At 66.3% G+C, this 19,871-nt stretch carries 13 protein-coding genes; 6 read left to right on the top strand and 7 right to left on the bottom strand.

Annotated features, from left to right (window positions below; genetic code table 11):
- Positions 1–73 precede the first annotated feature (73 nt).
- Positions 74–658 (bottom strand): NUDIX hydrolase, encoded by a 585-nt coding sequence (locus tag ABE472_RS01125; RefSeq protein WP_346465100.1) that lies wholly within the window; start codon positions 656–658, stop codon positions 74–76.
- A 185-nt stretch (positions 659–843) separates the two neighbouring features.
- On the opposite strand from ABE472_RS01125, the gene ABE472_RS01130 reads away from it, so the two are divergent.
- The 5 genes from ABE472_RS01130 (at position 844) to mtnC (ending at position 5,954) form a co-directional block, all read left to right on the top strand.
- Positions 844–2,322: an amino acid permease gene (locus tag ABE472_RS01130; RefSeq protein ID WP_313218194.1), complete on the top strand. Its 1,479-nt coding sequence runs from the start codon at positions 844–846 to the stop codon at positions 2,320–2,322.
- A gap of 69 nt (positions 2,323–2,391) precedes the next feature.
- The gene (locus tag ABE472_RS01135; protein WP_313211775.1) at positions 2,392–3,816 is read left to right on the top strand and encodes an amino acid permease; all 1,425 of its coding nucleotides are present in this window, start codon (positions 2,392–2,394) and stop codon (positions 3,814–3,816) included.
- A gap of 113 nt (positions 3,817–3,929) precedes the next feature.
- On the top strand, positions 3,930–4,571 hold the full coding sequence (locus tag ABE472_RS01140) for a methylthioribulose 1-phosphate dehydratase (RefSeq protein WP_123729133.1): 642 nt from the start codon (positions 3,930–3,932) through the stop codon (positions 4,569–4,571).
- A 117-nt stretch (positions 4,572–4,688) separates the two neighbouring features.
- The gene (locus tag ABE472_RS01145) at positions 4,689–5,252 is read left to right on the top strand and encodes an acireductone dioxygenase (protein ID WP_313218192.1); all 564 of its coding nucleotides are present in this window, start codon (positions 4,689–4,691) and stop codon (positions 5,250–5,252) included.
- A 3-nt stretch (positions 5,253–5,255) separates the two neighbouring features.
- Positions 5,256–5,954, top strand: a complete 699-nt coding sequence (gene mtnC, locus ABE472_RS01150; RefSeq protein WP_346465103.1) for an acireductone synthase — start codon at positions 5,256–5,258, stop codon at positions 5,952–5,954.
- Between the two features lie 248 nt (positions 5,955–6,202).
- Here mtnC and ABE472_RS01155 read toward each other — a convergent pair whose 3' ends face one another.
- From ABE472_RS01155 to ABE472_RS01180, 6 genes are all read right to left on the bottom strand, one after another.
- On the bottom strand, positions 6,203–8,854 hold the full coding sequence (locus tag ABE472_RS01155) for a glycoside hydrolase family 2 protein (protein ID WP_346465105.1): 2,652 nt from the start codon (positions 8,852–8,854) through the stop codon (positions 6,203–6,205).
- Positions 8,855–9,015: 161 nt separating this feature from the next.
- On the bottom strand, positions 9,016–10,209 hold the full coding sequence (locus ABE472_RS01160; RefSeq protein WP_346465107.1) for an AGE family epimerase/isomerase: 1,194 nt from the start codon (positions 10,207–10,209) through the stop codon (positions 9,016–9,018).
- Positions 10,206–11,201 carry a carbohydrate kinase gene (locus ABE472_RS01165; protein WP_346463188.1) on the bottom strand — a complete coding sequence of 332 codons (996 nt, stop codon included), beginning with the start codon at positions 11,199–11,201 and terminating at the stop codon, positions 10,206–10,208. Before ABE472_RS01165 ends, ABE472_RS01160 begins: the two co-directional genes overlap by 4 nt.
- Positions 11,202–11,208: 7 nt before the next feature.
- Complete coding sequence (gene fucP, locus ABE472_RS01170) at positions 11,209–12,453, bottom strand: L-fucose:H+ symporter permease (protein WP_313218182.1); 1,245 nt, start codon at positions 12,451–12,453, stop codon at positions 11,209–11,211.
- Between the two features lie 110 nt (positions 12,454–12,563).
- Entirely contained in the window at positions 12,564–13,607 is a 1,044-nt protein-coding gene (locus tag ABE472_RS01175; RefSeq protein WP_313219179.1) for a LacI family DNA-binding transcriptional regulator, read from the bottom strand.
- A 118-nt stretch (positions 13,608–13,725) separates the two neighbouring features.
- Entirely contained in the window at positions 13,726–16,215 is a 2,490-nt protein-coding gene (locus tag ABE472_RS01180) for a GH92 family glycosyl hydrolase (protein ID WP_346465109.1), read from the bottom strand.
- Positions 16,216–16,784: 569 nt separating this feature from the next.
- On the opposite strand from ABE472_RS01180, the gene ABE472_RS01185 reads away from it, so the two are divergent.
- Positions 16,785–19,868, top strand: a complete 3,084-nt coding sequence (locus tag ABE472_RS01185) for a TonB-dependent receptor (protein ID WP_346465111.1) — start codon at positions 16,785–16,787, stop codon at positions 19,866–19,868.
- Positions 19,869–19,871 lie beyond the last annotated feature (3 nt).

Here is a 19,871-nt window from a genome sequence, read left to right on the forward strand (position 1 = left end):
CATACATCTGGTGTGGAGCCCCCCTTGAGTCAAGGGGGGCGCGCCAACGGCGCGGGGCGGAAGCGCGAATGCGCTATCGCCGCGCCAGCCAGCGCTTGGCCATGCGCGGGAGGGAGTCATCCCCATCGGGGGTCTCGATCGCCGCGTTGGCCACGTCACGGATCTCGCGCCAGGCCAACGCCAGCGATTCCTCGCTGATCGCGAACTGCTCACTGCCCAGCGCCCGCACGACGTAGCGGGCGTCGTAGTGCCAATGTCCCGGGACGTCCTTGCGTTCGGGAATCCAGTGCTTGTCGATGTCGAACAACTCGCCATCCTCCAGCACCAGCGCGGTCAGCCCGGATTCCTCCTCGGCCTCCTTCAGCGCCACCTGGGCCAGATCGCGCTCGCCATCGGCGTGGCCGCCCAACTGCAGCCAGCGGTCCAGTTTGCGGTGGTGGGTCAGTAGCACGCGCTGCCCGTCGGCGCTCACCAGCCACGCGCTGCCGGTGAAGTGCCCGGCCAGGCGCTCGCGCAGGAACGGGTTATCAGGATCATCCAGCAATGTGCTGAATTCGTCAGCCAATGCCGCGTGCTCGGGGTGCCGGCGAGCGTAAGCATCAAGCTGACTGCGCAGGGCGGCGTCAGGAATGGCAACGGATTCGGGGTTCAGCGACATGGCAGGTGCAGGCATCGTGCGGATTTGGCCGATTATCGCTCGGCCATGCTGCAATTGTGCTTGTACAGCGGCTTCAGCTTTGGCTAAGGTACAGCGGGCCCCGCACCGCTGGGGCGCCCAGTCGCCATCAGGGCGTGCGGCAATGTACCGCGCGCCTCACCTTTGTTCATTTAGGGAAGCACTGCATGCTGAAGTCTCTGTTGAGGGTCAAACCGGTCGCACCGGCACCGCACGTCGATGCCGGCGAGCCCATCGAAGGCAGCCTGGACGGCGAGCCCACACTGAGGCGGACCCTCACAGCGAAACACCTGATCCTGCTGGGTATCGGCGCGGTGATCGGTGCGGGTATCTTCGTGCTCACCGGCCAGGCCGCAGCGAACCATGCCGGCCCGGCGGTGATGCTGTCGTTCGTGTTCGCCGGCTTCGCCTGCGCGCTGGCCGGCCTGTGCTACGCCGAATTCGCGGCGATGATGCCGGTCTCCGGCAGCGCCTATTCCTATTCGTACGCCACCCTCGGCGAAGGCATGGCCTGGTTCATCGGCTGGTGCCTGGTGCTGGAATACCTGTTCGCCTCGGCCTCGGTCGCGGTGGGTTGGTCGGCATACCTGATCAGCTTCATCACCACCACGCTGAACATGCCCTTCCCGGACGCGCTCAGCGCCGCACCCATCGCCTGGACCGGCCATGAGTTCATCTCCTCCGGCAAGCTGTTCAACCTGCCGGCGGTGCTGATCGTGGCAGCTGTCTCGGGCCTGCTGTACGTCGGCGTGACACAGTCGGCCTTCGTCAACGCGATCATCGTGGCGATCAAGGTCACCGTGATCTGCCTGTTCATCGGCTTCGGCGCAGCGCACCTGGATCCGGCCAACTGGACTCCCTTCATCCCGGAGAACACCGGCGTGCCTGGCGAGTTCGGCTGGAGCGGCGTGTTCCGTGCGGCAACCATCGTGTTCTTCGCCTACATCGGCTTCGATGCAGTTTCCACCGCCGCCGGCGAAACCAAGGACCCGCAGCGCAACATGCCGATCGGCCTGCTCGGCTCGCTGGCCGTGTGCACCATCGTCTACATCATCGTCTGCGCCGTGCTGACCGGCATGATGCCGTACCACCTGCTGGGCACGGACAAGCCTGTCGCCACCGCGCTGGAGCCCTACCCGACCCTGTCCTGGTTGAAGACCGCCGTGGAAATCGGGGCGATCGCCGGCCTCTCCTCGGTGGTGCTGGTGATGATGATGGGCCAGACCCGCATCGCCTACACGATCTCCCGCGACGGCCTGCTGCCCAAGATCTTCGGCAAGGTGCACAAGCGCTTCCGTACCCCGTACTGGAGCACGATCGTCGTCGGCGCCATCGCCGCCACCCTGGCCGGTACCGTGCCGCTGAACGTGCTCGGCGAGCTGGTTTCGATGGGCACCCTGCTGGCCTTCGCCACCGTCTGCATCGGCGTGCTTGTCCTGCGCTACACGCGCCCGGAACTGGAGCGACCGTTCCGCGTGCCGCTGGTGTGGGTGATCTGCCCGCTGGGCGCGATCGCCTGTCTGTTCCTGTTCTACCAGGCGTTCGTGGTGCATTGGCACCTGTTCGTGGCCTGGACCCTGCTGGGTCTGTGCATCTACTTCGGCTACGGCATCCGCCACAGCAAGCTGAACAAGAAGAACGCCTGAGTGCTGCCGGGCCGGCCCAGTGCCGGCCCGGTCGTTTGATACGTCGCGCCTGAGAAGAAAAATCAAACCATGTTCAAGCAACTGTGGGCCACCAAGCATCCGCACGCCGCCCATGAAGACGCCAACGGCCTGAGCCTGCGCCGTACCCTCGGCCCCTGGGGCCTGACCGCGCTGGGCATCGGTGCGGTGATCGGCGGCGGCATCTTCGTGATCACCGGCCAGGCCGCGGCCAACCACGCCGGCCCGGCGATCATGCTGTCGTTCGTGCTGGCCGCGATCTGCTGCGCGTTCTGCGCGATGGCCTACGCCGAATTCGCGGCGATGGTGCCGGTCTCCGGCAGTGCCTACACCTATACCTATGCCACCTTCGGCGAGCTCTCGGCCTGGTTCATCGGCTGGATGCTGGTGCTCGAATATGGCGTCTCCGCCTCGGCCGTGGCGGTCAGCTGGACCGGCTACTTCCTGAGTCTGCTCAGCCATTTCGACATCCATCTCCCGGCCGCGCTGGTCAGCGCGCCGCTGGATGGGCAACTGCGCCCGACCGGCGCCATCGCCAACATCCCGGCCGCCGTGCTGGTGCTGCTGCTGACCTGGCTGTGCTACGTGGGTATCAGCAAATCCTCGGCCATGAACATGGCGATGGTGGTGCTCAAGACCGCGCTGATCCTGCTGGTGATCGTGGTGGGTTGGAAGTACGTGGATCCGGCCAACTGGACCCCGTTCATTCCGGAGAACGAAGGCCCGGGCAAGTACGGCTTCGATGGCGTGCTGCGCGGTGCGGCGATGGTGTTCTTCGCCTACATCGGTTTCGAGGCGGTCTCGGTGGCCGCGCAGGAATCGCACAAGCCGCAGCGCGACATGCCGATCGGCATGATGCTCTCGCTGGTGATCTGCACCGTGCTGTACATCGCCATGGCCGCGGTGATGACCGGACTGGTGCCGTACCAGCTGCTGGGGACCGATGAGCCGGTGGTGACCGCCGTGGCGGCGCATCCGCAGCTGGGCTGGCTGCGCGTGGTCGTGGAAATCGGCGCGCTGATCGGGCTGTCCTCGGTGGTGCTGGTCATGGTGATCGCGCAGCCGCGCATCTTCATGATCATGGGCCGCGATGGGCTGCTGCCGCCGCTGTTCACCAAGATCCATCCCAAGTACCGCACCCCCCACATCAACACCGTGATCACCGGCATCGGCATCGCGCTGCTGGCGGCGGTGTTCCCGCTCGATGTCCTCGGTGAACTGACCTCGATGGGCACGCTGATCGCGTTCGCGGCGGTCTGCGCGGGCGTACTGATCCTGCGCCGCACCCAGCCAGACCTGCCGCGTCCGTTCCGGATGCCGATGGCGTGGCTGATCTGCAGCCTGGGCGTGCTCAGCTGCATCGCGCTGCTGACGGCGATGACGGCGCACAACTGGATGCTCATGGGCTTCTGGACGCTGGGCGGTTTCGCGATCTACTTCAGTTATGGGTATCGCCATAGCCGCCTGCGCAAGTAGTGCCGGCCGCTGACCGGCGCCACGCACACCCAGGACCCTCATGGGGAGCCGGCCAGCGGCCGGCACGACCACGGACCGCGCGAAATCGATGGAAGCGCCGTAAAATAGCCCCCATGAACACCCCCACCTTCCCGTACGACACCGCGCGCCTGAGCGAACTGGCCCAGCTGCTGATCGACAACGTCCGCGAGCTGGCCCACGCCGGCTGGACCCCGGCCACCAGCAGCAACTTCTCCCACCGCCTGGATGACCGCCATGCGGCGATCACCGTGTCCGGCAAGGACAAGGGCCGGCTGGTGGAAGACGACATCATGGTGGTGGATTTCGACGGCCAGGCCGTCGGCCGCCCGCTGCGCCCGTCCGCCGAGACGCTGCTGCACACCCAGCTGTACCGCCGTTTCCCCGAGATCGGCTGCGTGCTGCACACCCATTCGCCGGTGCAGACCATCGCCTCGCGCCTGTATGCGCCGCAGGGTCATATCCGTCTGGAGGGCTACGAGCTGCTGAAGGCCTTCCACGGCAACAGCACGCACGAGATGGCGGTCGATGTGCCGGTGTTCGCCAATACCCAGGACATGGATGTGCTCTCGGCCCAGGTCGACGCCCTGCTCGACACCCAGCCGCTGTGGGGCTATCTGATCGACGGCCACGGCCTGTACGCGTGGGGCCGCACCATGGCCGAGGCGCGCCGCCACATGGAAGCGTTCGAATTCCTGCTGCACTGTGAGCTGGAGCTGCGCAAGCTGCGCGGCTGATCGCGCTCAGATTCCTGAAGAGAATCTGTATTCCGCGCATCGGCATCAGTGCGTCGCCCCCACCCCGGCGCCGCACTGGTACCCTTTCCTTCCCCTCTTCGCCTCGATGCCGCCGCCATGAGCCGACTCCGTATCTTTGATGACACCGCCCCGGATGTCCCGCTGTTCGACAGCCGGGATGGCGAGGCGATCGCTGCCGAACTCAAGCGGATCGGCGTCACGTTCGAGCGCTGGCAGGCGGCCCATGAGGTCGCGCCGGGCGCCAGCCAGGACGAGGTCTTCGCCGCCTACAAGGTCGATATCGACCGTCTCGTCGCCACGCACGGTTTCAAGAGCGTGGATGTCGCCTCGATCGCGCCGGACAACCCGAACCGCGCCGAGCTGCGCAGGAAGTTCCTGGACGAGCACTTCCACAAGGAAGATGAAGTCCGCTTCTTCGTCGCCGGCTCCGGGCTGTTCACCCTGCACGTGGACGGCAAGGTCTACGAGATCGAGTGCGTCAAGAACGACCTGATCGCCGTGCCCGATGGCATCACGCATTGGTTCGACATGGGCGAGGAGCCGAGTTTCGTGGCGATCCGCTTCTTCACCGAGCCGGATGGCTGGGTCGGCCATTTCACCGGCAGCGACATCGCCCAGACCTTCCCGCGTTACCACCCCGCACAGCACCAGGCCGACTGATCCATGCCGCAACCGACCGTCATCCTCACCGATATCGAGGGCACCACCAGCAGCATTTCGTTCGTCAAGAACGTGCTGTTCCCATATGCGCGCAAGGCACTGCCGGCGTTTGTCGCCGCGCATGGCCAGGAGCCGCAGGTGCGCCGCTGGCTGGACGCGGTAGCGGTGGAGATCGGTGGCGCCTGCCAGGACAGCCTGATCGTGGAGACGCTGCAGGGCTGGATCGACCAGGATCGCAAGCACACCGCGCTCAAGGCGCTGCAGGGCATGATCTGGGAAGCCGGCTACCGCAACGGCGATTACCAGGCGCATTTCTATCCGGAAGTGGCCGCCGTACTGAAGGGCTGGCATGCCGAGGGCAAGCCGCTGTACGTGTATTCCTCCGGCTCGGTGCCGTCGCAGAAGCTGTTCTTCGGCTTCAGCGAAGCCGGTGACCTGACCGGGCTGGTCTCGGGCTGGTTCGATACCGAAGTGGGCGGCAAGCGTGAGGCCGACAGCTACCGCCGTATTGTCGAGGCGATCGATGTGCCGGCCGCGCAGATTCTGTTCCTGTCCGATGTGGTGGAAGAGCTGGATGCCGCACGCGACGCCGGTCTGCAGACGCGCCTGATCGACCGCCTGGACGATTACCCGTTGCCACGCAGCGGCGAGGCCACACACGGGCACGACCGCGTCGAGAATTTCCAGCAGATCACGCTGTAGAGCCGATGGGTAAACCCGACCGGTAGAGCCGAAGGGTAGAGCCGAAGGGTAGAGCCGACTGTTAGTCGGCTAACGCCATGCCGATCGAAGAAGAGCAGCCGACTAACAGTCGGCTCTACCGTCGGCTCTACCGTCGGCTAACGCCATGCCGATCGAAGAAGAGCAGCCGACTAACAGTCGGCTCTACCGTCGGCTCTACCGATCGCCTCTACCCCCATCGGCTGACGCCATGCCGGTCGCCGGTCGCGTTACCTTGCCTTCGTATCCGCAAGCGAGGTGAAGCGCAGCGCATCACGCAGGGTGTCCAGGTCCGCCTCACTGCGCAGGCGGATGGTGACGGTCTCGCCCGGCACCAGGTCCAGCGCGTTGTCGTCCAGGGCGGCATCCACGCCGTCGAAGTCGATCCACAGCGCACGCACCAGCTTCGGCGCGCGCAGCGTCAACACGTAGCCGTTGCCGTTGCCGTCGGCGCGCAGCTCAGCATCAATCGTCGCAGGTGACAGCGCCAGCGCCTTGGCCGGGACGAAATACACCACCTGCTGCGACAACAGCGTCGCGTCATCGAACAGCTCGAGCACCGCCACGGTCCGCGCAGGATCGGCCCCCTTCAACAGGTCTGCATCGGCGAACCGGCCCACCTCCAGCGCGGACAGCGGCGGCAAGGCCACCGTATGCCGCTGCTCACTGCGCAGCGCGCCATCGAGATCCATCACGCGCAACCGCCAGGTCGCCTGCAGGCCGCGCTGGCGATCATTGAGCAGGCTCACCCGGGTCACCCCATCGTCGCGCAACGCCGCCACCGCGTGATCGGCGAAGAAGCGTTTGGCGTGGAAATGCAGCGCCTTCCAACGGCCGGCGTAGTCGATGCTGGACCACGACGCACCCGGCCACACATCGTTGAGCTGCCAGTACAGCGAGCCCATCGTGTACGGGCGCGAGGCCCGGTGATGCAGGGCGGCGAGCTGGATGCCGTCGGCCTGCATGACCTGGCTCAGGTAGACGAACGTGGGGAAGTCACGCGGCGTGCCGTACTCCTCCTCGATGTACTTGAGCAGGCGCTGGTTGCCCTCGCCCGCCATGAACTTCTGGTGGGCGCGCACCGTGGCGCTGTCCACCTGCTGCTCGGCGGCCGGAATGATGCCGTCCAGCGTGCGCAGCACCGGCCAGGCCTGCAGGCCGTACTCGGACATGAAGCGCGGGGTCTCGTGCAGGTACGCCGTCACCGGCAGCGCCGGATTGCCCCACACCTGCCAGTAGTGCTTGTCGCCGCGGGTGGAATCGTTGGCCTTCTCGTCCAGATCATTGCTCGGCGAGCTGGACCAGTACGGCACGCCCAGCCCTTCGTCGGCCACCACCTGGCGCAGATCGTTGCCGAACAGGTCCACATAGCCCTGCCAGACCTTCGCGGCGAACGCGGGATCGGCGGCGGTCAGGTCACGGCCATGGCCCCAGTCCTTCCACGCGGTCTCTTCTTCATTGTTGCCACACCACAGCACCACGCTGGGGTGATGGCGCAGGCGGCGCACATTGTCGCGCGCCTCATGCACCACATTCGCCCGGAACGCCGGATCGTAGCCGGGCTGCATGCCGCCCCCGAACATGAAGTCCTGCCAGACCAGCAGGCCGAGTTCGTCGGCGATGTCGAAGAACACGTCATCTTCGTAATAGCCGCCGCCCCAGTTGCGCAGCATGTTCATGTTGGCATCGCGCGCAGCGGTCAGCTCGCGCCGGATCCGCGCCGCGTCCACGCGCGCGGGAAACATGTCGAACGGGATCACGTTGGCGCCCTTGGCGAAGATCGGCACGCCGTTGATCACGAACACGAAGCCCTGTCCGCCGTTGCGATCCACTTCGCGGCGCAGCTCGACGGTACGCAGGCCGGTGCGTTGCTCGATGTGCGTCGCCTTCGCTGTATCAGGCGCCAGGGTGGCACGCACGGTATAGCGGGCCTGCTCGCCCTGCCCGGCCGGCCACCAGCGCCGCGGCTTCTGCAGCGCCACCGGCACCGCGATGCGGTTGTCCCCGGCCTTGAACATCGGCTTGCGGTCGATGCGCGCCACGCGCGTGCCCTCCGGATCCAGCACCTCGATCTGCACCGCAGCGCTGCCGACCGCGGCACTCTCGATCTCGACCGTGATCTCCAGATCCGCCCGGGTCGCATCCAGCGTACGGGTCTGCACGGCCAGCGCGGTCAGCCGCTGCGCGTCCCAGCTCTCCAGTGTCACTGGCCGCCAGATGCCTGCCGTCACGTAACGCGGGCCCCAGTCCCAGCCGAAGTGGTAGCCCGGCTTGCGCACGAAATTGCCGACCATCGCGTCTTTGGGCTCATCGCCATACGGCGAGGGGTAGTTGCCGGCGATCTTGTGCGGCATCGCCTGCACGTCCGGCAGCAGGCTGCGGATCGGCGAACGCAGCACGATCCGGAGGTCATTGCCGCGAGGCCGCAGCTTGCCGTCCACCCGTGCACGCCAGGTGCGATGACTGTTGTTGGCCTGCAGCAGCGGCTGGCCGTTGAGCGTGACGGTGGCGAACGTATCCAGGCCTTCGAACGCCAGCTCGGCGTGCGCGCGTGCCACGGTTGCCGCATCCACATCGAATCGTGCGCGGTACTCCCAGTCGGCCAAGCCGATCCACTGCAGCCCGGCTTCCGGCGCACCCACGTAAGGATCGGGAATCTGCCCCTGCGCCATCAGATCGGTATGCACGGCCCCGGGCACCTGCGCCGGGCGCCACTGCTGCAGGTCAGGGTACGCGGCACCGCGCGCGTCACCGGGCAGCAGGCGGAATGACCACTCCGCCGCCAGCGGGGCGGCGGCCACGGGCAGTGCCCATGCTGCCAGCAGGACCAGCAACAGCCAGCTGGCCGGTGCAACGACATGGAGACGGCTGTGCGCGCGCATGGGGACCTGCCTGGCTGCGGGAGCCGCCGACCAACGGTCGGCGCTACCGGGGTTTTGGGGCAGCCGACCAACGGTCGGCTCTACCGGGGTTGGGGTAGCCGACCAACGGTCGGCTCTACCGGGGTTTTGGGGCAGCCGACCAACGGTCGGCGCTACCGGATTCAGCGCACCACGTTGAGCACTTCGTAGCACGCGCCCATGGTGTGGTAATCGGTCTTGCCGGCCGGGCTCTTCTCGTCGCTGTACGTGCGGTTGTCCGCATCCAGGATGCGATACCAGGCACCGTAGCGATGGTCGATCATGTGCTGCCAGGCGTAGCCCCACAGCTTGTCGTACCAGTCCCAGTACACGGCATCGCCGGTGCGCTTGGCCAGCAGCGCGGCGGTGGCCAGCGATTCGGCCTGCACCCAGAAGTACTTGTCGTCATCGCAGACGCTGCCATCCGGCGCGAAGCCGTAATACAGCCCGCCACGCTCGGCATCCCAGCTGCGTTCCACCGCCACATCGAACAGATGCCGCGCGGTCGGCACCAGCCAGTCGGCCTGTACGTGGCGATCCAGGATCAGCAGCAGCTTGGCCCACTCGGTCTGATGCCCGGGCTGGAAACCCCACGGACGGAACAGATGTTTGGGGTTGTCGCGGTTGTAGTTCCAATCGATCTGCCACTGGGTGTCGTAGTGCTCCCACACCAGGCCATCGCCCTGCGCCGCCTGGCGGCGGGTCATGTGGTCGGCCAGCAGCAGCGCACGATCCAGGTAGCGCTGCTCGCCACTGGCCTCGAACGCGGCCAGCATCGCCTCGCACATGTGCATGTTGGCGTTCTGGCCGCGGTAATCGCTGAAGGTCCAGTCGGCGTCGGCTTCGTCCTTGTACAGGCCGAACGCCGGCTCCCAGAAGCGCGTCTCCAGCAGCTGCCAGGTCTCGTCCATCCACGCGCGGGCGTCGTTGATGCCGGCCTTCAGCGCGCAGCTGTAGGCCAGCAGCACGAACGCCACGCCGTAGCAGTGGTTGGTCGCGTCTTCGACCACACCATCGCGCAGCGTCCAGGCATAACCGCCGGTCGCCGGATTGCGGTGCACCTCGCGCAGGTAGCGGATGCCGTGTTCGGCTGCGGCCAGATCTTCCGGCTTGCCAAACTCGCGGTAGGCCATGGCGTGGTTGAACACGAACCGGGTGCTGCTGACCAGATGGCGGTGGCTGGCGTCGTACACGCTGCCATCGTCACGGTAGTAGTGGAAGAAACCGCCGTTGGGGTCGATTTCATGCGGCTGGTAGAACGCCATCGTCTGGGCGATGTGGGCGCGCAGGAACGCGGGCGAGCGGAAGTCGGGGGTCGGCGGAACCGGCGTGGTCATGCGGCGTCATCCTGTTGTTGCTGCAGCAGTTGCTGGACTTCATGAAGGCTGGGCATCGCGGCGAAGGCACCCTTGCGGGTCACGGCCAATGCACCGACGGCCGCACCGAAACGGATCGCATCCACCAGCGCCGTGGGGTCCTGGCAGAACGCGGCAAATCCGGTGCCGTCACCGCCGCGCTCGCCGATGCCGAACAGCAGGCCGCCGACAAAGGCATCGCCCGCCGCGGTGGAATCAACCGTGGTCACGCGGAAACCGGTCAGTACGCCGTGGGTGTGGCGGGTATGCCAGCGGATCGGCGCGGCGCCGTCGGTGATCACCACCGCCTGCGCCTGCGCACCCAGCAGCCGCTCGATCACGGCCGCGTCACCGCCCGGCACCGCGGCCGCGAGGTACTCCAGTTCTTCACGCGAGAGCTTGACCAGGTCGGCCAGCGACAGCGCTTCCCACAACCGCGGCAACGGGTCGACACCGGTCGGCCACAGCGCCGGGCGCAGGTTGAGATCAATGCTGACCATCGCACCGGCCTGATGGGCGCGGCGCATGCCCTCCAACGTGGCCTGTGCGATCTCGGCCTCGGTCAGGCTGTTGGAGCACACATGGAAGCTGCGCGTGCCTTCAAAGCAGTTCGGGTGGAAGTGCGCACTGCGGAACAGCAGATCGGCCGCCGGCGGGCGGTAGAAGCTGAAGCTGCGTTCGCCGCTGGCATCCAGTGCCACGAACGCCAGCGCGGTTTTGGCCGCGTCGGTACGCACGATGCAGTCGGTCGCCACGCCGGCACTGGCCAGGCTCTCGGCGAGGAAATCGCCGAACATGTCCTGGCCGAGCATCCCGGCAAAATGGGTGTCCGCACCAAGCCGCGCCGCCGCAACGGCGACGTTGGCGGGCGCACCGCCGGCGTACTGCAGGAAGGCACGCGGGGTGTCCGGGGTGGCCGGCGGTTGGGCAAGTAGATCGATCAAAATCTCGCCGAAACAAACAATCTTGGACATCGTGGCCTCAAGCTCCCTGGCGGATTCCAGCGGCCGGGCGCGAGCCCCACAGGCCGTAGAAGATGATGTAGCCGTAGCACAGCAGCGGCAGGATGAAGGACGGCTGCAGGCCGATATGGTCGGCCAGCTTGCCCTGCAGGACCGGGATCAGCGCCCCGCCGACGATCGCCATGATCAGCAGGCTCGACGCCTTGGTGGTCAGCGTGCCCAGGCGTTCGATGCTCAGCGCGAAGATCGTCGGGAACATGATCGAATTGAACAGGCCGATCGCCACCACCGAGTACAACGCCACCTGCCCCTGGGTGAGCATGGTCAGCGCCAGCAGCGCCACGTTCATGCTGGCGAACAAGGTCAGCAGCAGGCGCGGCGAGAAGCGGGTCATGATGGCCGAACCGGCAAAGCGGCCGATCATCGCCATCGTCCAGTACGCAGAGACGTAATGCGTGGCCTGCTGTTCGCTGAAGCCACCGATGTTCGGCAGCGACAGGTAGTTCACCAGCACGCTGCCGACCGCCACTTCCGCACCCACGTAGAAGAAGATGCCAAGCACGCCGAACCGGACGTGGCGGTGACGCAGCGCCTCCATCAGGGTGTGCTTGTCGCTGCTGTTCTGCTCGGTCGTCTCATTCAGTGCCGGCAGGCGGAACAGATAGACGAACACGGCAAGCAGGACCAGCGCGATCGCCAGGCCGACATACGGGCCCTGCACCGACTGGGCTTCCTGGGTGCGATAGGCCAGCTGTTCGGCTATCGGCAGCACATTGATCTCGTCCGCACTCTTGACGGTGTTGCCCAGGATGAGCAGGCCACCGAAGATCGGCGCGATCGCGGTCCCCAGCGAGTTCAGCGCCTGGGCCAGGGTCAGTCGGCTCGACGCCGTCTGTTCCGGACCGAGCAGCGCCACGTAGGGATTGGCCGCCACCTGCAGGACAGTGATACCCGTGGCCAGCACGAACAGCGCACCCAGGAAGGCTTCATACACGCGCAGCTCGGCCGCCGGCCAGAAGCCGAGCGCGCCCACTGCGGCGATGGCAAGACCGGCCACGATGCCGTTCTTGTAGCCCAGCCGTGCGACCAGGCGACTGGCCGGCACCGACATCAGGAAGTACGCGCCGAAGAAGGTGAACTGCACCAGCATCGCGCGGGCGTAGGTCAGATCGAACACGGCCTTCAGATGCGGGATCAGGATGTCATTGAGGCAGGTGAGGAAGCCCCACATGAAGAAGATCGTGGTCGCCACGGCCAGCGCCATGCGCGTGTTCACCACGGGCGCGGCGGCGGATGAGGATGGGAGGCGGGGCGTAGGAGAGATGGGCATTCAGGTACGCGCCTCAGTGCGCGAGCAGGTGATTGTGGGAGCCATCAGACGGTCATCGAGCCACTGCTCTCGCGAACGCGGAGCTGGACCGGTGCAACGGTACGGGCCGGCGCCGCGTCGGGATGATCCAGACGCAGCAACAGCAGTTCGGCCGCCTGTCGCCCGCGCTCGCGCGGGTTGACGGTCAGCGTGGTCAGCGGCGGCGATGCCACCGAGGCCTCGGAAATATCATCGAAACCGGTCACCGCGAAGTCGCGGCCCGGCTGCACGCCACGCGAGGCCAGGCCCAGCATCAGACCCAGCGCGACGCTGTCGTTGTAGCAGACCGCTGCGGTCGGGACGGCATCCAGGCCGAACAGCTCCCCGGTGCGCGCGGCCGCATCCAGGCGGCTGGGCGAGGTTTCAATCAGCCACTCCGGTTGCACCGGCATGCCAGCTTCCACCAGGGCCTGCGCATAGCCGGTACGGCGCTGATGGCAGGAACTGGAGACCGCATGGCCGCCATAGAACGCGATGCGGCGGTGGCCCTGCTCGATCAGATGACGCGTGGCCAGGTAAGCGCCCTGCTGGTTGTCCAGGGTCAGGAAGTCCCAGTCGGCACCGGGCAGCTCGCGGTTGAACAGCAGCACGTTGGCGTGCCCGAGCACCTGGCGCAGCTGCCCGGCATCGCTGCCTTCGGCGGGCGACAGGATCAGCCCGGCAGGCATGTGCTCCATCAACGTGGTCAGCACCGCCTGCTGCCGCTCCGGCGATTCACCGGTGCTGCCGAGCAGGGTCACGAAGCCCTTGCCGCCCAGCGCTTCGTCCACCCCGGAGGCGAACTCGGCGAAGAACGGGTTGGACAGGTCGTTGATGACCAGGGCCACGCTTGAGGACGTGCGGCGACGCAGATTGGCCGCGCCGCGGTTGTACACGTAGCGTTGGCGTCGCAGTTCGGCCTCCACCTTGGCACGGGTGTCGACGTTCACCAGCGGGCTGCCACGCAGCACCAGCGAGACGGTCGCGCGCGACACGCCGATCGCTTCGGCGATGTCGGTCACGGTGACCGCGCGCGTGCCTTTGCCGGCGGGGGTGGCCTTGTCTTTCATCGGGTCGTCGGGTTCCTCAAGCAAGGTGCAAGCCTAAACGATCGCATTGACCAGCGGTCCGTGCCCGTGCCGACGGTCAACCCCGGTGGGCTGGCCACGGCGCGGGCCGGCGCGTGGCTCATTCCAGTACCGCGCCGGGGGTGGCGCAGAAGGACGCCGGCAGCGCCTCGGCCTGCGTACCCCAGCCGTTCTCCTGCGCGGTGCTGCCCAGGGCGAAGGCGATGGTGCCACCGCGCTGCAGCTGCGCCCAGTCCAGCCACACCGGCGCATGCGCGCGGCCATCCACCTGCACGTTCTGGACATACTGCAGCTGGCGGCCGTCGGCGCCCGGCGCCTTCAGGGTGAGCGTCCTGCCCTGGCCCAGATCGATCTCGGCGCGGGCGAAGCGCGGCGTATGCAACAGGAACTCGCCGCTGCCCGGCACCGCCGGGTACAGGCCCAGCGCACTGAACAGGTACCAGGCCGACATCGTGCCCAGGTCATCGTTGCCGGTGACGCCGTTGGGCGCATTGGTGAACAGCTGCTGCGCGGCGCGCACCACGGTGGCGGTCTTCCACGGCTGCCCGATCAGCGTGTACATCCACGGCGCGTGCAGGTCCGGCTCGTTGTTGGGGTTGTAGCGGAACTGGTTGTAATAGCTGTACGGCCCGACCACCCACTCCTTGCGCGCGGCGGTCAGCGGCGATGTCACGAGGGCGTCGTACGCGAAGAAGGTATCCAGACGCCGCGCGGTCTGGTCGCGGCCGTGCATGGCCTGGACCAGGCCCGGCACGTCCTGCTGCACCAGCCACTGGTACTGCCACGCGGTGCCTTCATGGAAGCCATGGTGCGAGCGCGGGCTGTACCTGCCATCGGCGGGCAGGTACCACGCGCCATCGTCCATGCGCGGCCGCGGGAAGCCGTTGAAATCGCCCTCCTCGTCACGCACCGACGGGTCCCATACCTTGTGCCAGTTGCGGCCACGCTCACGCAGCACGCCGGCATCGGCGGCATGGCCGAGGCCATCGGCCATCTGTGCCAGTGCGCAGTCGGCCAGTGCGTACTCCAGCGTCGCCGAGCCACCGTGGTGCGGGTCCACGTCCATGCCCTTGGAGGGGAAGGCGCGGTCGTACTGCACGTAGCCGTTGGCCAGGTAGCTCGGGTTGCCCGAACGACCCGCGTGACGCGAGTTCATCGGCGGCACCTCGAAGGCGTTCTTGCGCAGCGCGGTGTAGGCCTCGCCCTCGCGGCCGGCGAGCGCACCGAAACGCCACAGGTCGACCAGAAACGGCGTCACCGGGTCGCCGGTCATCACGTTGGTTTCAAAGTTGGCGTACCCCCAGCGCGGCAGCCAACCGCCCTGCTCCTCGATGGCCAGCAGCGTCCGGCCAATGTCGCGCGCGACCTCCGGCTTGGTCAGGGCCAGCCACTGGTTCTGCGCACGGTAGGTATCCCACAGCGAGAAGTACTCGTAGTAGGTCCAGCCGTCAGCGCGATGGATGGTGTCGTCGTAGCCACGGTAACGGCCGTCGGCATCGCTGCCGGTCAGCGGCTGCAGCAACGCGTGGTAAAGCGCGGTGTACAGCACGGTGCGGTCGTCGCTGCTGCCGCCCTGGACACGCACGGCCGCCAATTCCTTGCGCCACTGCTGCTGGGCCATCTGGCGCATCTGATCGAAGCCGAGCAGGCGCTCACCCTGCATGCCATCGCTGCGCAGATTGGCGCGCGCACCTTCGGCATCCACGTGGGAGATCGCGCTGACCGCGGTCACCGCACGGCCCTTGGCCAGGTCGAAGCTGAGCCAGGCGCCGCTGGGCTTGAGCTCGCCTTCCATGCCATGGCGTGCACCCGGCAGGCCGCCGCCCTCGCCCCAGGTCCCGAACGCCTTGAACGGGCGGTCGAACTCGATGCGGAACCAGGTGGTGTACTGATGCCCGCCACAGAAGCTCTTGGTGACCAGCTTGCCTTCCACCGCACGGTCGCCGACGACATCGACCACGCTGCCGATCACCGAATGGCGCTCGTTGGCCTGGCCGAGGTTGACCAGCACGTGGCCGGTGCCCGCATCGGCGGCGAAGGTGTAACGCTCGGCCGCGGCACGGGTGCGTGCGGTGGCCTCGGCATCGATGCCGCCGTAGTTGGTCAGGCGCACCTTGTAGTAGCCCGCCTGCCCGACTTCACCCTCGTGGGTGTAGCTGGAGGCGTAGCGCTTGTGGTCGAAGCTCTTGGCGTCGTCGGTATTGAAGTCACCGCCCGGGCCGATGCTGCCGGTCACCGGCAGGACCGAGACCTGGCCGCCCTGCTCCCAGCAGCCGGCACCGGACAGGAAGGAATGCCCGAAACCGCGGATCTTGGGATCGTCGTAGCGCCAGCCAGCGTAGTGCTCACCGATCGGGCTGACCTGGATCAGGCCGAACGGCGCCGAGGCACCCGGGAACGTATTGCCATCGTCCTTGCTGCCGATGAAGGTGTTGACCTCGCGCTCCAGCGCCGCAGGCGCGGCCTGAAGCAACAGCGGCGCGCAGCTCAGCGCCAGCAGGCAGACCAGCCCAGCCAGCGGGCGGCGGCGGCGGGCCCGGACGGCACCGGCGGCGGGAACAACGGAAAGACGTTGAGAAAAACGGGTCACGGACACGGACTCCTTGGCGGACGTGGCGGCAGCGCGAACCAGTGGCGGCGGGCGCCGCTGGTTCCCTGGACTGGGGCGACCCAATCCACACCCCGGTGAATTTAGATCGATTTAAGTAAAGCACGGAGATTTCAACGGATGCATTCTGCGCTGCAACATCGATGGCTGATCGCCAGCACCCGACTCTGCCCGAGGCTGCGCAGTGCCTGGCAGTGCCCGGTCCCGACAGCCGACAACCCGCCTCATCGGTCGATATACCGGGCTAAAGCCCCGGACCCAGCAACGTCGCGGGATCGGCAGGGGTCAACCGAAAGCACGCCCCGTGTCCATATTGCGGAGCAGCATGCTTCCCTCGCGCGGTCGTGCTAAAAATCCCCCGCCAATCGTTTAGATCGATCCAACTTAAAACGGTCACGATTGCCGGAAGTGGGGAGCCGGGGGACTGCCCACGCGATGCATGCGGGACGCGCCAGGCAACTCGACGCTCGAGAGAATTTGGCTCCACCCATTAGATCGATTCAAAGAATTCGTATCGCCACCGTTTCAATCCAGGAGAGGGAGAGAGTGGAATGAAGATGTCACGCATGCACCGCCGCGTTGCGTTGTCCGCGGCCATTGCCAGCGCCTTGGCCACGGCCGTCGTGCCGGCCGCGTTCGCGCAACAAGCCACCCCGGCCACCGGCACACCCGATGCCACCACGCTCGACAGCGTGACCGTCACCGGCTACCGCTACGCCATCGAAAAAAGTCTGCAACAGAAGCGCGACGCCAACGCCGTGGTGGAAGTGATCACCGCCGAAGACGTGGGCAAGTTCCCCGACAAGAACGTGGCCGACGCGCTGCAGCGCGTGCCGGGCGTGGTCATCGAGCGCAGCGGCGGCGAAGGCAAGACCGTCAGTGTCCGCGGCCTGGCCCCGGACCTGACCCTGACCCAGTTGAACGGCAACTACGTGGCGACCTCGGAAACCAACAACGAGGCCACCCGTTCGTTCAACTACACGCTGCTGCCGGCCAACATGCTCTCCAGCGCCGAGCTGTTCAAATCGCCGGAGGCGCGCCTGGATGAAGGCGGCATCGGCGGCACCGTGATCCTGCACACCCGTCGTCCGCTCGACATGGAAGCCAACTCCGGTTACGTGAACCTGGAGGGCACTTCCTCGGACACCAGCCACGACGTGGATCCGCAGGCGTCGGCGCTGTACTCCTGGCACAGCAAGGATGAGCGCTTCGGCGTGCTGGTCGGCGCGACCAAGCAGACCCGCACCAGCCGCACCATGCAGGCGAGCACCGAGGACTACCAGTGGTACGGCAACGGCACCGACGCGGTGGATGCGTACGGCAATCCGCAGCTGCAGGACGGTATCCACTACTGGTGGGGCCAGTCCGGCTTCAATGACCAGAGCGGCCGCAACTACAGCGAGTTCTTCATGCCGACCTCGGTGAACTTCGCCGTGAAGGAAGAGAAGCGCGAGCGCACCGGCGGCCAGTTGACCTTCCAGTTCAAGCCGACCGACAACCTGACGCTGACCGCCAATTACTTCCGCTTCGAGCTGGAAGGCAATTACACCCAGAACATGTTGAAGATCCCGGAATGGAACCTCGCCCGCTTCAACGGCGATGGCAACTGGGACGGTGGCCGCCTGCTCAACGGGCTGAACTTCGACCCCTCTGGCAGCATCGTGACCGGCGCGCAGTACGAAAAGCTGGCCGGCAAGACGTATTACTGCAGCGAAGAACAGGCCGCGGCCGCTGGCATGGCACCGGGCGGCTGGGGTCCGGACGACTGCACCATCCCCACCCCACAGCTGACCGGTACCTACAGCAAGGAAAAGGCGCTCTCGCAGACCGGCGACCTGACCGTCGAGTGGGATATCAGCCCGCTGTGGAAGGCCTCCTTCACCGGTGGCCGTACCTGGTCCGAAGGCGGCCCGTCGATGAACTTCGGCATGTCCGCCAAGCCGCGCCGCCAGGTCGACGGGGTCTGGCAGTCCGGCAACTCGTACAGCGCGTGGGATCTGACCGGTACGCCGAGCGCCACCTTCTCGCCGAACCTGCAAGACCAGTTGATGGCCGGCATCGCCGAGATCGACACCGGCTCGACCGGCTCGTCGTGGATGCAGACCGAGGTCAAGCAGAACTACTTCCAGGCCGACTTCACCAAGCTGTTTGAAAGCGGCTGGCTGGACTCCATCCAGTTCGGTGCCAAGTACCGCGACGGCGATGTGCACCGCAATACCGGCAACACCTACTGGGTGTGCCAGGGCAAGGATCCGGCCGACTACGACAACAACCGTTACCAGGCCGGTTGCGATGCCACCGCCGGTGTCGCCCAGCCGGGCTTCTTCCTGTCCAACCCGATCAGCAACATCGCAGGCGGCTTCAACGCCAACGTGTTCCCGGGCATCAACTATCCCGCCTACATCAACTACCTCAACGAGAAGTACGGCGGGTCGCACAGCCGCAAGGAAGAGGACTTCGTCTACAACGTCAACGAGAAGATCTACTCGGGCTACTTCCAGGCCAACTTCCGTACCGAGCGCCTGCGCGGCAACGTCGGCGTGCGCGTGGTCCGGACCAAGCAGTTCGCCGAATCCAGCGACTCGGTGGAGAAGTTCAACGACTACTTCCAGGACAACGCCGCCGGCTCGCCGATGGGCTGCAACGATCCTGCTGCAGCGCCGCTGATCGCCTCCAACACCGGCTACGTATGCCAGAGCGGCTTCGTGCGCCTGCCGGACGGCCTGGCGCGCGAGAAAACGTACGCGTTCACCTCGATGGACAAGACCTACACGGACTTCCTGCCGAGCTTCAACATCGCCTGGGACATCACCGATACGCTGGTGCTGCGTGGTGCGGCCTCCAAGGTCATCGCACGCCCGAGCTACACCAGCATCGCCGCCCCCGGCGCGCTGAACTACATCAGCGAGGAGTACAGCAACGACCGTCGCGTTGCCGGCGGCACGGACACGCCCGGCTGGTACGGCTATGGCAGCAACAAGAACCTGGAGCCGTTCGAAGCGACCCAGTTCGACGTCGGCCTGGAGTGGTACTTCAAGCCCGGCGCGGTGGCGGGCCTGGGCCTGTTCCGCAAGAACGTGGACAACTTCACGGTCCCGGTGGTCCGCGACCAGCAGATGAATGTCGGTGGCGAAACGGTCACGGTGCAGAAGTACGAGACCCAGGCCAACGGTCGTGATGGCGTCTCCCAGGGCGTGGAGCTGTACGGTCAGTACACCTTCGACATGGGCTTCGGTATCCAGGCCAACTACACCTACAACGACACCAACCTGGCCGCCATCGTGCTCGATGGCGAAGAGATTGGTTCCTCGCCGCTGGTGGGCAGCGCCAAGAACCAGGCCAACGTCACCATCTTCTACGAGAACGAGACGTTCCTGGCACGCGCGTCGTACAACCGCCGCGGTGAAGTCGTGGGCGGTCCGGTCAATGGCATGAGCCAGTACTCCGAACCGTACGACCAGCTGGATCTCAACGTGGCCTACAACTTCACCGAAGCGCTGACCTTCACCGCCTCGGTGCTGAACGCGACCAAGTCCGAGCAGCGCATCCATCTGGGCAACGACACCAAGGCCCGCCTGGTGTCCAACACCTACACCGGCCGCCAGTTGTACTTCGGCGTGAACTGGAAGTTCTAAGCG

It is taken from the genome of Stenotrophomonas sp. TWI809 (assembly GCF_039673205.1).
Taxonomy (GTDB): domain Bacteria; phylum Pseudomonadota; class Gammaproteobacteria; order Xanthomonadales; family Xanthomonadaceae; genus Stenotrophomonas.